Origin of the sequence: Bradyrhizobium cajani, assembly GCF_009759665.1 — a bacterium.
Lineage (GTDB): Bacteria > Pseudomonadota > Alphaproteobacteria > Rhizobiales > Xanthobacteraceae > Bradyrhizobium > Bradyrhizobium cajani.
On sequence record NZ_WQNE01000025.1, the window covers coordinates 69,907 to 84,129 of the forward strand.

The 14,223-nt window shown below is 65.1% G+C and carries 12 protein-coding genes; 8 read left to right on the forward strand and 4 right to left on the reverse strand.

The window, feature by feature from the left end:
- Positions 1-15: 15 nt before the first annotated feature.
- Both GPL20_RS26160 and GPL20_RS26165 read right to left on the reverse strand, forming a co-directional pair.
- Positions 16-237, reverse strand: coding sequence for a DUF2783 domain-containing protein (locus GPL20_RS26160; protein ID WP_157333029.1), 222 nt, complete (start codon positions 235-237; stop codon positions 16-18).
- Positions 238-273: 36 nt separating this feature from the next.
- On the reverse strand, positions 274-1,875 hold the full coding sequence (locus tag GPL20_RS26165) for an FAD-dependent oxidoreductase (RefSeq protein ID WP_157333031.1): 1,602 nt from the start codon (positions 1,873-1,875) through the stop codon (positions 274-276).
- Positions 1,876-1,986: 111 nt separating this feature from the next.
- Here GPL20_RS26165 and GPL20_RS26170 point away from each other — a divergent pair, with 111 nt between their 5' ends.
- On the forward strand, positions 1,987-2,529 hold the full coding sequence (locus GPL20_RS26170) for a MarR family winged helix-turn-helix transcriptional regulator (protein ID WP_157333033.1): 543 nt from the start codon (positions 1,987-1,989) through the stop codon (positions 2,527-2,529).
- Between the two features lie 127 nt (positions 2,530-2,656).
- Here GPL20_RS26170 and GPL20_RS26175 read toward each other — a convergent pair whose 3' ends face one another.
- On the reverse strand, positions 2,657-3,463 hold the full coding sequence (locus GPL20_RS26175) for an N-acyl homoserine lactonase family protein (protein WP_157333035.1): 807 nt from the start codon (positions 3,461-3,463) through the stop codon (positions 2,657-2,659).
- Between the two features lie 382 nt (positions 3,464-3,845).
- Here GPL20_RS26175 and GPL20_RS26180 point away from each other — a divergent pair, with 382 nt between their 5' ends.
- The 6 genes from GPL20_RS26180 to GPL20_RS26205 all read left to right on the forward strand — a co-directional run bounded on the left by GPL20_RS26180 (position 3,846) and on the right by GPL20_RS26205 (position 11,105).
- Positions 3,846-5,381 (forward strand): caspase family protein, encoded by a 1,536-nt coding sequence (locus GPL20_RS26180; RefSeq protein WP_157333037.1) that lies wholly within the window; start codon positions 3,846-3,848, stop codon positions 5,379-5,381.
- 146 nt (positions 5,382-5,527) lie between these two features.
- A complete protein-coding gene (locus GPL20_RS26185; RefSeq protein WP_167533218.1) occupies positions 5,528-6,190 on the forward strand; it encodes an OmpA family protein in 663 nt (220 codons plus the stop codon).
- Positions 6,191-6,344: 154 nt separating this feature from the next.
- Positions 6,345-7,274, forward strand: a complete 930-nt coding sequence (locus GPL20_RS26190; protein WP_157333039.1) for an efflux RND transporter periplasmic adaptor subunit — start codon at positions 6,345-6,347, stop codon at positions 7,272-7,274.
- Positions 7,274-10,438: an efflux RND transporter permease subunit gene (locus GPL20_RS26195; protein WP_157333041.1), complete on the forward strand. Its 3,165-nt coding sequence runs from the start codon at positions 7,274-7,276 to the stop codon at positions 10,436-10,438. The genes GPL20_RS26190 and GPL20_RS26195 overlap by 1 nt, the downstream gene beginning before the upstream one ends.
- 65 nt (positions 10,439-10,503) lie before the next feature.
- Positions 10,504-10,743 (forward strand): DUF433 domain-containing protein, encoded by a 240-nt coding sequence (locus tag GPL20_RS26200; protein ID WP_157333043.1) that lies wholly within the window; start codon positions 10,504-10,506, stop codon positions 10,741-10,743.
- Positions 10,740-11,105, forward strand: a complete 366-nt coding sequence (locus GPL20_RS26205) for a DUF5615 family PIN-like protein (protein ID WP_157333045.1) — start codon at positions 10,740-10,742, stop codon at positions 11,103-11,105. The genes GPL20_RS26200 and GPL20_RS26205 overlap by 4 nt, the downstream gene beginning before the upstream one ends.
- Positions 11,106-11,108: 3 nt before the next feature.
- Here GPL20_RS26205 and GPL20_RS26210 read toward each other — a convergent pair whose 3' ends face one another.
- Positions 11,109-11,783, reverse strand: a complete 675-nt coding sequence (locus tag GPL20_RS26210; protein ID WP_157333048.1) for a Crp/Fnr family transcriptional regulator — start codon at positions 11,781-11,783, stop codon at positions 11,109-11,111.
- Positions 11,784-12,030: 247 nt separating this feature from the next.
- On the opposite strand from GPL20_RS26210, the gene GPL20_RS26215 reads away from it, so the two are divergent.
- A complete protein-coding gene (locus GPL20_RS26215) occupies positions 12,031-14,109 on the forward strand; it encodes an AsmA family protein (protein ID WP_157333050.1) in 2,079 nt (692 codons plus the stop codon).
- The last annotated feature ends 114 nt before the right edge of the window (positions 14,110-14,223 follow it).

Below are 14,223 nucleotides of genomic sequence, written 5' to 3' on the forward strand. Positions count from 1 at the left end.
CTTCAAGTCACTGGGTTATTGTTGTTGCTGTTGCTGCTGGCCGTCGATCATGCGGCGCTTCGCGAGTCCGATCGCCTCGCGCAGCACGTCGATGTCGCCGATATGGTTGGCGAGGATCAGCACCAGCGCCGCATCGAAATCGGCGCTCTGCTCGTCGGTGAGGCCGCGATGCGCCTCGACGACGGCGCGGAAGGCATCGTCGGGCCGCGCGAAGTTGGAGCTGGTCGACAGGGGCATGCGCAACCTCAATTCACGCCATTCAATTCGAGCCACTCAATTCAGGCCTTGGGCGCGCGACAGCGCTGCCGCGATCGCCTCGCGCGTCGGATTGCGGAAGCGCGCCGCGACATAGCCATCAGGCCTGAGCAGATAGGCCGTACCCGGCTCGGCGTCATAGCGCTTCGCGACAAGGCCCGAGGGATCGGCAAGCCCGCCCTCGCCGCCGATACGGATATCCTTGACGCCATCGGGCGGATCGATCACCGCGCCATTGCTGAACGACAGCAGGGCGAAGTCCGTTCCACCCTTGCGGAAGGCATCCGTCAGATAGGCCTGCTCGGCAACGGGCGCGTCGAGCATGGAACAGCCGGGCGACGGTCCGCCGCGCCACGCATCAGCATCCGGAGATGACAGCGGCGATTCGTAACTGCACGGCACCGACAGCCGGCCGCCATTGACCATGCGCTTGCCGAACTCGGTCTCCTTGGCCAGCGACAACACCGCCTTGCGCAGCCGCGCTTCCTGATGCGAGTTCGGCGCCATGAAATCGGTCGAGCGCGTCGATTCGCGGATGTTCTCGTCGGCCGCCATGCTGCGCTCGGCATGATAGCTCTCCAGCAGGCTCGCAGGCGAAGCGCCGCGAAGCACGCGGTCGAGCTTCCAGGAGAGATTTTCGGCATCCTCGAGCCCGGAATTGGCGCCGCGCGCGCCGAACGGCGAGACCTGATGCGCGGAATCGCCGGCGAAGATCACGCGGCCATGGATGAAGCGGTCCATCCGCCGGCACTGGAATTTGTAGAGCGAGATCCACTCGAACTCGAACTTGTCGTGGCCGAGCATGCGCGCGATGCGCGGCCGCACGTTTTCCGGCTTCTTCTCGACGACGGGATCGGCATAGCGGTTGAGCTGGAGGTCGATGCGCCAGACGTCGTCGGGCTGCCGGTGCAGCAGCGCCGAACGTCCCGCATGGAACGGCGGATCGAACCAGAACCAGCGCTCGGTGGGGAATTCCGCGGTCATCTTGACGTCGGCGATCAGGAACTGATCCTCGAACACCTGGCCGGCAAATTCCGCACCCACCATCTGTCGCAGCGAGGAGCGTGCGCCGTCGCAGGCAATGACATATTGCGCATGCAGGCGATAGGCGCCCTCCGGCGTCTCGATCGTCAGCGCAACGGAATCGTTGCGCTGCTCGAGTGCGGTCACCTTGTTGCGCCAGCGCAGGTCGATATCAGGCAGATCACCGATGCGATCGACCAGATAGGCTTCCGCGTAATATTGCTGGAGGTTGATGAAGGCCGGCCGCTTGTGACCGTCCTCGGGCAGAAGATTGAACTGGTAGAGCTGGGACTCGCCGTGAAAGATACGGCCGACACTCCACACCACGCCCTTGGCGACCATGCGGTCCGCGACGCCGAGCCGGTCCCAATATTCCAGCGATCGCTTGGAGAAGCAGATCGCGCGCGAGCCCTCGCCGATGCGGTCGGCATCATCCAGAAGGACGACGCGCTGACCGCGCTGGGCGAGGTCGATTGCGAGCGACAGCCCGACCGGTCCGGCGCCGACCACCACGACCGCATGCTCGGCCGGGTCCTGGCCGGGACGATCCTGATCGGGGTGGCGTCGATAGCCGAACTGGGATTTGGCCTGCGCCATGCACTATCCTTGGCTCTGGTCAGGGGAAGACTGATCTGCTAGATAGTCTCACGTGCAACTATTTTGGACCGGAGCCGGCCGGCCGTCAACTGGAATTCGGAGCGAGCTGATTTGGCCAGGACATCCAGCGATACGGCGCTGAAGACACGCGAGACGGACGAGGCGTCGCCGCGGCCAAAGGCGCGGCTCGACCTGTTCAAGTTCGTGCCATTCCGCCTCAACCGGCTCGCCGCGGAAGTGAGTTCCGCGCTCGCTGTCGAATATCAGGAGCGTCATGGCCTCGACATTCCGGCATGGCGCGTCATCGCCACGCTCGGCTTCCGCAACGATGCCTGTAGCGCGCAATTCATCTCGCAATGCACCCGCACGCACAAATCGACCATCAGCCGCGCAGTGACGACGCTGTTGCAGGAGGGGCTGATCGAGCGGGTCGAGAACGAAGCGGACCGCCGCGAATTCCGCCTGCAACTGACGAAGAAGGGCCGCGCGCTTTACGAGGAGTTATTCCCGCAATTGCTGCGGCGGGAAGACGAGATCCTCGCCTGCCTCTCCGCGCAGGAACGCAAGCAGCTGTCGGCGCTACTCGGCAAGATCGAAGCGAGCCTCGATCTGATCCAGACCAGCGAAGAGGCGGACGCGAAGCAGGCGTATTAGCTGCCCCTCATGGTGAGGAGGCGCGAAGCGCCGTCTCGAACCATGAAGGCCCCGCTGCTGCATCTCGGCCTGCATCCTTCGAGACGGCCGCGATGCGGCCTCCTCAGGATGAGGGTTTCGCACCATACTATTTCGCAAACGATCTCGACGGCGGCAGGTGCAGCGCCCAGGCGTCGACCTTGTCGCTGGCGCGCGGATAGATCTCCGTCACGATCGGATCATGCCCGGGAATGAATCTATCGGGGTGGCCGGCGAGGCGTTCGATGGTCTCCCAGCCCTGCGCCATGTCGCCGACATTGTAGACGATCGGGAACGGGCTCCTGCGCTGGAGATTGGCGTAGTAATGCGCGGCATCGGAGGCCAGCACCACCGGCCCGCGCGAGGTCTCGACCTTGACCACCTGCAAGCCGTCGGAATGGCCGCCGACACGATGCACGGTGACGCCCGGCGCCACCTCGCCATCGCCGGAATGGAAGTGGACGCGCTCGCCGTAGACATGGCGCACCATCTGCGTGACGTGCTCGACCGTAAATGGATGCCGCAATAGGCCGTTGCACATGCAGCGCCCCGTCGCATAGGCCATCTCGCGCTCCTGGAGATGGAAGCGCGCATTCGGGAAACGATCGAGATTGCCGGCGTGGTCGTAATGCAGATGCGTCACGATGATGTCGCGGATGGCGGACGCCGCAACGCCAAAGCGCTCCAGCGCATCGACCGGATTGAGCGTCAGCTTGCGCGCCCGCGCGCTCGCCTCCTCGGCGTTGAAGCCGGTGTCGACCAGAATGTCGCGGCCGCCGCCGCGGATCAGCCAGACGAAGTAGTCGAGATCCTGCGCCGCGCTATCGTGCGGATCGGGCGCAAGGAAGTTCATGTGGGGGGTGCGCGGCGACATCGTCGCATAGCGCAGCGCGTAGATTTCGTAGGCGTTTCCCATGGCTTTGTTCTTCTTGCTTTTGGCTGTGTTCTTCTGATTGGACTTGCGGGACGAACCCCTTCACCAAGCCATTGTCCGCCGCAAAGGTCAAATACCGCGGGTTGCGGCGCGGCGCTGCAATGTGAGACCAATCACATTTTCATCGCCATGGCGGCCCTATCATGCCGCCGATAGGATCGAACCAGATCGCATCGAGCACATCCATGACAGCCCGGTCATTCCCCTGCGGCGCGCCCACGCGTTCCGGTCAATTGTTGCGATAATGCCGAATCTCCAAGCGGTTGACGCCCCCCATCCCCGGTTTGATAATGCAAATTGCGTAAGTTAAGGTCGCCGCGGCGCAAGCTGGGAACGGCGCCTTTTTGGCTGGACCGCGCTGATTATGAAAATTCGCTTCCTTGTTCTTCTGCCCTTGCTCCTCTCGCTCGTCCCGGCCGCTCCATCGCTTGCGGCCGGCGACCGTTATGCGTTGGTCATCGGCAATGCCAAATATCCGGACGCGGACGCTCCGCTGAAGGAACCGCTCAATGACGCGCGCGACGTCGCCGACGAGCTCAAGCGCGACGGCTTTTCGGTCGAGATCGGCGAGAACCTGACCGGCGACGGCATGCGCCGCGCCTTCGACAAGCTCTACACCAAGATCAAGCCGGGGTCGGTGGCACTGGTGTTCTTCAGCGGTTTCGGCATCCAGTCGGCACGCCAGAGCTACATGCTCCCGGTCGATGCGCAGATCTGGACCGAATCCGACGTGCGCCGCGACGGTTTCAGCCTCGAGACCGTCCTTGGCGAGCTCAACACCCGCGGCGCCGGCGTCAAGATCGCGCTGATCGACGCCTCCAGGCGCAACCCGTTCGAACGCCGGTTCCGCAGCTTCTCGGCCGGCCTGACGCCGGTCATCGCGCCGAACGGCACCCTGGTGATGTATTCGGCTGCGCTGGCCTCGGTGGTTTCGGACGCCGGCGGCGAGCACAGCCTGTTCGTCCAGGAACTCCTCAAGGAAATCCGCGTCCCCGACCTGATGGCCGAGGAGACGCTGAACCGCACCAAGATGGGCGTCACCCGGGCCTCGCGCGGCGAGCAGGTGCCGTGGATATCCTCTTCATTGGCCGAAGACTTTTCGTTCATGCCGGGTGCAGCGGGATCGCGTCCGGCGACGCCGCCGCCCGCGCCTCCCGCACCGCCGGCCGTGGTTGCCAACAATCCGCCGCCGGCGCCGCCCGCGCCACCATCACCGCCTCCGCCGCCGAAGCCGGCCGACACGGCGGCGGCACCTGCTCCTGCGCCCGCACCTCCACCTGCGCCCGCCCCATCACCGAAGCCGCAGGTCGAGGCGGCCCTGCCGCCACCGCCACCGCCGGTGAAACCGGCCGAGACCACCCCTGCGCCGAGCACGGATAGCGGGCCGAGCGCGGCCGCCCTGGCCGACGACCCCACGATCAAGAGCCTGACAGCCAAGATCGCCTCCAATCCGGATGACGTGAATGCGCTGTACCGGCGCGGTCAGGTCTATGCCAGCAAGGGCGCCTATACCCTCGCCATCAAGGATTTTGACGACACGCTCCGGATCAACTCGAAGGACGTCGAAGCGCTGAACAACCGCTGCTGGACCCGCACTGTGGTCGGCGACCTCCAGGCCGCATTGAAGGATTGCAACGAGGCGTTGCGGTTGCGGCCGAACTTCGTCGATGCGCTGGACAGCCGGGGACTCGTCAATTTGAAATCGGGCGCGGTCAAGAACGCGATTGCCGATTTCGATGCGGCCCTGAGGATCAACCCGCGCCTGACCTCTTCACTTTATGGCCGCGGCATCGCCAAGCAGCGCAATGGCTCGGCCCAGGAAGGGGCACTGGACATCGCCAATGCCAAGGCGATGGACCCGAACATCGTTCAGGAATTCGCAAGTTACGGAGTCCGTTGATTTTTTTTGAGTTGAGACGCGACTCGCCTCGAACCTTGAACAGCCCAAGGAAGACTAATGGGCGGATGATGAAGGCGGCCTTTTTCCCTGGCGGCCTATTGCGGAATTTGGAAGAGCGCGAACTGACTGCGCAGGAGGGACTGGCTATGAGAATGGCTGCAAAAGGGCGTACCGCGATCCTGTCCATGATCATCGGCGCCGCTCTGTCGGCCTCGCCGGTGTTTGCCGGCGACGATGGCAACAGCAAGAACGTCACCGAGGACGAGATCGTCCGCGCGCTGGCGCCGCCGCCGAAGAAGCCCCTGACCCGCGGCCTCTCGATCGCCCCGCAAGCCGATCCCGCGCCGAATGCGGCGGAGACCAAGCTGATCCAGTCCATGCGCGGCCGCTCAACGCGCTCGCTGTCCTCGACCGAGCGCGAGGAGATCGCCTCGGCCGCCAAGGACAAGCCGAACATCGATCTCGAGATCACCTTCGACTACAACTCCGCCAATATCAGCGCCAAGTCGATGCCTTCCGTGCAGGCGCTCGGCCGCGCGCTGACCAGCCCCGATCTGAAGGGCTCGACCTTCGTCGTCGCCGGCCACACCGACGCCGCCGGTGGCGAGGCCTACAACCAGGACCTGTCGGAGCGCCGCGCCGATTCGATCAAGCGCTATCTCGTCGAGAAATACAGCATTGCCGCGACCGACCTCGTCACCGTCGGCTACGGCAAGAGCAAGCTGAAGGACCCGAACCAGCCGATGGCGGAGGTCAATCGACGCGTGCAGGTCGTCAACATGGAAAACAAGACCACCGCATCGAAGTAGCACGACGTAATCCTTTGAAGTGACAAGTCGTGATGTGGTGTAAAGTCTCGCTTCCAAAGCGCGTCCCGCAGCTTTGCGGGACGCTTCATTTCAGGGAAACGCTCTCTCTAGGCCTCGTGCGGACGGCCGTGAGCCAGGCCAGGACAATCCGGCGATGAAGGTCTCCGAATATCTCAAACCCGCCGGAACCGTGGTGTTCGTCGTTGCACTCGGCGTCGGCTATTATCTGTTCGAGCATCGGCGTCGCGCCGAGCCGAAGGAAACGCCGGGCGAGGCGCTCGTCATCGTGACGAAGTCGACCAATGCCTGCTTCTCCGACCTGGTCCGGGTGACCGGCTTCTTCGTCCCGCGCCGCGAGGCCGTGGTCGTCGCCGACCAGGAGGGGTCCAGGGTCACCGATGTCTTCGTCACCGAAGGTACCATTGTCACCGAGAACCAGGAACTGGCGCGCCTGACGGCGCCGCCGCAGATTCCGGGCCAGCCGCAGCGCCCCGGCCCGCAGGGTCCGATCTCGCTGAAGGCGCCGGCGCCCGGCCTCATCACCGAGGTCCGCACCGTCGTCGGCGCCCCCGCCTCGCCGCAGGCCGGACCGATGTTCCGCATCGCCGTCAACAACGAGATCGAGCTCGACGCCCAGGTCCCGGCGGTGCACATGCCCAAGCTCAGTCCTGGCGCGACCGTGCGCATCAGCCGCGACGACGCGCCCGACCTGATCGGACGGGTTCGGCTGGTTGCGCCCGAAATCGACCGCGCCACCCAGCTCGGCCGCGTCCGCATCAGCGTCACCAACAATCCCTCGCTGAAAGTCGGCATATTCGCCCGCGCCTCCATCGACGCCAAGCGAAGCTGCGGCGTCTCGATCCCCAAGACCGCGATCGACCATCTCACCGTACAGGTGGTGAAGGGCAACGTGGTCGAGACGCGCAAGGTGCGGGTCGGGCTGACGTCCGACACCTCAACGGAAATTCTGGAAGGTCTCGACGTCGGCGAAATCGTCGTGGCCGACGCCGGTTCTTCGCTGCATGACGGCGACCAGATCAAAACCATGTTCGCCGATGAACTCGATCGCACGCGGGTACGCTGATGGCTCTTAATATCTCCGCATGGTCGATCCGCAATCCGCTGCCGTCGGTCGTCTTCTCGATCATTCTCCTGATCCTCGGCTGGACCTCCTTCACCAAGCTCGCGGTGACGCGGCTGCCGTCGGCCGACATTCCCGTGATCTCGGTTGCGGTCTCGCAGTTCGGCGCAGCGCCGGCCGAGCTGGAATCGCAGGTGACCAAGACGGTTGAAGACGCCGTCTCCGGTGTCGAGGGCGTCAGGCACATCACCTCCTCGATCACCGACGGCCTCTCGGTCACCACGATCCAGTTCGCGCTCGAGACCAACACCGACCGCGCGCTCAACGACGTCAAGGACGCGGTGACGCGCGTGCGTTCCAACCTGCCGCAGAACGTCACCGAGCCGCTGATCCAGCGCGTCGACGTCATCGGCCTGCCGATCGTGACCTACGCCGCGATCTCGCCCGGCAAGACGCCGGAGCAGCTCTCCTATTTCGTCGACGATGTGGTCAAGCGCGCGCTGCAGGGCGTGCGCGGGGTCGCCCAGGTCGAACGCATCGGCGGTGTCGAGCGCGAGATCCTGGTTTCGCTCGATCCCGACCGCTTGCAGGCAATGGGGCTGACGGCCGTCAACGTCAGCCAGAGCCTGCGCGGCACCAATGTCGACGTCGCCGGCGGCCGCGCCGAGATCGGCAAGAACGACCAGGCCATCCGCACGCTCGCGGGCGCCAAGACGCTGAGCGACCTTGCCGGCACCATGATCCCGCTGTTTGGCGGCGGCGAGGTCCGGCTCGATGATCTCGGCACCGTCACCGACACCATCGCCGATCGCCGCACCTTCGCCCGCTTCAACGGCGAGCCGGTGGTCGCCCTCGGCATCAAGCGTTCCAAGGGCGCCAGCGACGTGAAGGTGGCCGAGGCCGTACAGAAGCGCATCGATGCGCTGAAAGCAGCCTATCCCGATGTCGACCTCAAGCTGATCGACACCTCGGTCGAATATACCAAGGGCAATTACCACGCGGCGATCTCGACCCTGTTCGAAGGCGCCATCCTCGCCGTCATCATCGTGCTGCTGTTCCTGCGCGACCTGCGCGCCACCATCATCGCCGCGATCTCGCTGCCGCTGTCGATCTTCCCGGCATTCTGGGCGATGGACCTCCTCGGCTTCTCGCTGAACCTCGTCAGCTTCCTCGCCATCACGCTGTCGACGGGTATTCTCGTCGACGATGCCATCGTCGAGATCGAGAACATCGTCCGGCACATGAACATGGGCAAGTCGCCCTATCGTGCCGCGCTGGAGGCCGCCGACGAGATCGGCCTCGCGGTGATCGCGATTTCGCTGACCATCATCGCGATCTTCGCACCTGCGAGCTTCATGTCGGGCATCGCCGGACAGTTCTTCAAGCAGTTCGGCATCACCGTCTCGGTGCAGGTGTTCTTCTCGCTGCTCGCCGCGCGCTTCGTCACGCCGGTGCTGGCCGCCTACTTCCTCAAGCACCATGCGCATGTGGAGCCGCCGCCCGGCCGCGTGCTGCGGTCCTATCACAGGATCGTGGCCTGGTCGGTGAAGCACTATTTCATCACGGTGCTGATCGGCCTCGGCGTGTTCGCCGCGTCGATCTGGAGCATCACGCTGCTGCCGCAGGGCTTCCTGCCGGCGCAGGACAGCGCACGTTCGCTGCTTGCCCTCGAGCTTCCGCCGGGCACCCAGCTCGCCTACACCGAGAAGGTCACCGAGGACATCGTCGCGCGCCTGCGCAAGCGGCCCGAGGTCAAGAGCATCTTCGTCGACGGCGGGCGCGTTCCGCCGGGCACCCAGGAAGTGCGTCGCGCCGCCCTGATCATCAACTACACGCCCAAGGACAGCCGCGACATCACCCAGCGCGAGCTCGAATTCTCGATCAGCCAGGAGCTGGAGAACGTTCCCGATATCCGCTTCTGGTTCCTCGACGAGAACGGCCTGCGCGCGATCTCGCTGGTGGTGACCGGCGTCGATCCCAACATCGTCAACAACGTCGCGAGCGAGCTTGCGACGCAGATGAAGCGGATTCCCACGATCTCCAACGTGATCTCGGAAACCTCGCTGGAGCGCCCGGAGCTGCGTATCGAGCCGCGCGCCGATCTCGCCGCACGGCTCGGCGTCTCGACCGAAAGCCTGTCGCAGACGATCCGCGTTGCCACCATCGGCGACGTCGGGCCTGCGCTCGCCAAGTTCGATGTCGGCGATCGCCTGGTGCCGATCCGCGTGCAGCTCGAGGATGCCGCGCGCGGCAATCTGAAGACGCTCGAACAGCTCCGCGTGCCGCTGGGCGAGCACGGCGAGAAGGGTGGCGTGCCGCTCTCGGTCATCGCCGACGTCAAGCTCGATCAGGGTCCGACCAGCATCAACCGCTACGATCGTGAACGGCAGGCGACCGTCGCAGCCGACCTCGTCGGCTCCGCCGCGCTCGGCGACGCCACCAAGAAGATCTACGACCTGCCCGTGATGAAGAGCTTGCCAAAAGGCGTGAAGGTCTCGCCCTCCGGCGACGCCGAAAGCCTGAACGAGCTGTCCGACGGCTTCGCCACCGCGATCACGGCGGGCCTCATGATGGTCTATGCCGTGCTGGTGCTGCTGTTCGGCACCTTCCTCCAGCCGATCACCATCCTATTCTCGCTGCCGCTCTCGATCGGCGGCGCCATCGCGGCGCTGCTCGTCACCGGCAAGCAGCTCACGACGCCGGTATGGATCGGCATTCTGATGCTGATGGGCATCGTCACCAAGAACGCGATCATGCTGGTGGAGTTCGCCATCGAAGCCATTCACGCCGGCAAGCCGCGCGAAGAGGCGATGATCGACGCCGGCATGAAGCGCGCCCGTCCGATCGTGATGACCACGATCGCGATGGCCGCGGGCATGATGCCGAGCGCGCTCGCGGTCGGCGCCGGCGGCGAGTTCCGCTCGCCGATGGCGCTCGCGGTGATCGGCGGTCTGATCTTCTCGACCATCCTGTCGCTGGTGTTCGTGCCCGCGATGTTCATGGTGATGGACGATTTCGGCGCCCTGATCTGGCGGTTCGCCAAGCGGCTGATCGTGCACAGCGAGGACGCCGAAATTGCCGGTCATCACCGAGCAGCACCGGCGGGCGCCACTCCGACGGAAGCGGCACCGGCGCCAAAGAACGTCGTGCACCCCGCGGCGGAGTAGATTCCGGACGAGTAAGCTGACGACGCGCACTGGCGAAAGTCGGCCGCAGTCGCTATGTTACTCCCATGACGTTCACGCGCATCACGATCGATCCTGCCGTCTGTACCGGCAAGCCCTGTATTCGAGGGCTGCGATTTCCGGTTGCACGGCTGCTCGGCCTGCTGGCAGCCGGTGAGACGCGTGAATCCGTTTTGAACGATTACCCGTATCTCGAGCGCGAAGACATCGACGAAGCATTGCGCTACGCGGCCTTCCTCGCTGAGGACGAAGCCGTTGAGCTGCACCCCAACGTTCCGGCAAAGTGAAATTCCTCATCGACATGCCGCTCTCGCCAACGCTGTCGCACTGGCTGGCAGAGAACGGGCATGATGCTGTCCATGCTTCCGTGATCGGGCTTCATGCCGCGAGCGACGTTGAGATCATCGATCGCGCCAGGCGGGAGACGCGCACTGTCGTCACGGCAGACCTCGACTATCCTCGCCTGATTGCGACGGCAGGCGGCGACAGCCCAAGTCTCGTTCTTTTCCGGGGCGGCGACTGGACGGAAGCGGCCGTCCGAACCCGATTGGCAGAAGTTCTGGCAGTGCTGACTGAGGACGAGATCCAGAGCAGCATCGTCACCATCGACCGGGATCGCGTCCGCCGGCGCAGGCTCCCGATCGGTTGAGCCCTACTCGTTGCGCGCGATCGCGGTCAGCTTGGTCATGTTCCGCAGCAGGATGCGGCCGCGCTGGAGATCCAGGATCGCATCCTTGCGCCAGGCCTGAAGCTGGCGGTTGACGCTTTCGCGGGCGGCGCCGACGAAGACGCCGAGCTGCTCCTGCGAGATGTGCACCTCGGAGCCGAAATCGGCGGCGAGCGCGCAGAGCCGCCGCGCCAGCCGCACCGGCAGCGGCTGCAGCATGGACTCTTCCATGCGCTCGCTCTGCCAGCGGATGCGCTGGCACAGCAGCGCGATGATCTTGATCGCGACCTTCGGCTCGCGCTCGAGGAAGCCGAGAAAGTCTTCGCGCCGCAGCACGAACAATTCGCTGGCCTCGCCCGCGGTGGCATCCGCCGTCCGGCTCTGGCCGTCCAGCACCGCAACCTCGCCGAACAGGTCGCCCGGCCCCATGAAATTCAGCGTCAGGCGGCTGCCGTCGGAGGCGCCGGTCTCGATGCGGACCTGGCCGCGGCGCACGCCGAACAGTGCGTTGCCGGGATCGCCCTTCTGGAACAGCACCTCGCCGTTCGCCAGATGTTGGGTGTGGCAGAGATTGGACAGCCGCTGGAGCTCGTCCGCGCCGAGATCGGCGAACATCGCGTTCATCTTCAGGATGACCGCAAATTCGGCCTGCTTGCTCATTTCAATGTCCTTGTGAATTTACTGGCGAAATCCTTGGCAAATCGCTTGGAACCATCGACATCAGGATCGCGTAAAACCGCGCCGGGGAAGTGTGTCATAAGTCACATAACTTTGCAGCACCCCCTGACTATTTTTACGCGCTTGGAGCCGCTTCCCGTCCGGGGATAAACTCAGGCGCAAAGGACGGATGCAAAGGACGGGTCATCTGCCGGGTTCGACACCGATTGTCCGTCGTTGGAAAGTCGACATGAGAGTAGTGAAATTCGCCGGCGCGGCGGTGGCCGCCGTCATCATCGTGATCGCACTCCTGTTGGTTGTCGGGATCCCATCCGGCTTCCTGACCTCGACGATTGCCTCGCGGGTCGAGAATGCGACCGGCTATCGCCTGTCGATCGACGGCACCACGAAGATCAGCCTGTGGCCGACGCTGAACGTCACGCTCAATGACCTCACGCTTGCCGACCCGAAGGACCGCAGCGGCATCACGCGCCTGACGGTCGACAGCGTGCAGGCCGACATGTCGCTCGCGAGCGTGTGGTCGGGCCGCCCGAAGATCAGCGAGCTCGTCATCACCCATCCTGTGCTCTACCAGCCGCTGCTGCGCGAGCGTCTGCCGAATGCCGGTGCCTCGCCGAAGCCGCTTGCGCTCGATGCGGATGGCGTGACCATCGACAGCGTCAAGGTCGTCGACGGCGAGATCGCCTTCTCGCGCCTGCGCGACCGGGTCGAGGGCCGCGTCAGCGCCATCAATGCCGACGCGGTCGCCGGTCGCGACCGCAAGGTCGACATCACCGGCACCGCGCGCGTCGGCGAGCACCCGACCAGGTTCGACATCAAGGCGACCACGCCGGCGGCGCCAGGTGACCGACCGACGATTCCGGTGGATTTCGCCATCGACATGCCTGATGTGCTGAAGTCTCAGCTCACCGGTCATGCCGAGATGCGGCTGAGCGGCGACGTCGTGATGATCAACGGCGTGAACGGCAGGCTCGGTGACGGCGCATTCAACGGCTGGGCTTCGGTCGACATCGCGAGCAAGCCGCTGGTCAAGCTCGATCTCGACTTCCAGCGTCTCGCGATTCCGCTGGCGAAAACGCCGGAGGGCGCGTCCGGGCAGCCCTGGAGCAATGCGCCGATCGACGTGTCCGGGCTCAATTATGTCGATGCACAGATCAGGATCTCGGCGAACGAAGCCGCGATCGGCGATGCGCGCATCGCGCCGCTCGCGCTCGATGCCAAGCTCGCCGGCGGCGTGCTGAAGGCCGGCACCGCCAATCTCGGCGCCTATGGCGGCCAGGTCTCGGGCGAGGTGATCCTGGATGCGACCACCGGAGCGCCGAGCTTTGCCATGCATTCCGACCTCGTCGGCGTGCGCGCGCTGCCGCTGCTCCAGGGCCTCGCCGAATTCGACCGGATCGACGGCAAGCTGCAAGCCAAGCTCGCGCTGCGCAGCGCCGGCAACAGCCAGCGCGCGCTGATGGCGAACATGCAGGGCACCGCCTTCGTCAATTTCCAGGACGGCGCCATCCGCGGCATCAATGTCGCGCAGATGATCCGCTCGCTGACCACCGGCACGCTGTCCGGCTGGCAGGACAATCAGAACAACAACCAGAACAACAGCCAGGAGCAGAGCACGGACCTGTCGCAGCTCTCGGCCTCCTTCCGCATCGACAAGGGCCAGGCGGTGACCACCGACCTCAACCTGATCGGGCCGCTGGTGCGCGTGACCGGAGCCGGCACCATCGCGCTCGACACCAAGATGATGGGCTTTCGCGTCGAGCCCAAGCTTGTGATGACGACCGAAGGTCAGGGCCGCACCTCCGAGCCGGTCGGCTTCGGCATCCCCGTGATGATCCAGGGTCCCTGGTCGCAGCCGCGGATCTACCCTGACATGGCCGGCATGCTGGACAACCCGGACGCCGCCTATGCCAAGCTGCGCGAGATGGGCAAGGGCCTGTTCGGCCCCGACGGCGGCGGGCTCGGCAACATCCTGGGCAGCCTTGGTCTCGGAGGGACCACGACGCCGAACGGCGGCAACGCCGCCGGCAATGCCAATCCGCAAGCCCAGCAGCCGGGACAAAACAATCCGCCCGGCGGTCCCTTGAGCGGTCCCTTGGGGGAGGCGATCGGCAATCTGATCCAGCAGGGTCTGTCCAGCGGCGCAGGAGCCGGCACCAGCACCGGCCGGAGCCGCAGCCTGCCGGGAGCGCCGTCCACGCCCGCGCCGGAGGCGTCGCCCGCGCCCGCGGCCCCGGAGGCCCCGCCCCTCGCGCAGCAGGACAGTCAGCCGATGAACGACGTGCTGCGGCAGCTCTTCAATCGATGATGGGCGGACGAGCGCGCTGGAGTTCACGCCAATCCGCTTACATCAGCGCTCAATCCGCAGCTTCCTCCGAACGGACGAGGGCGCGACAATTCAGCACCCTTTCACCGGCCCCGG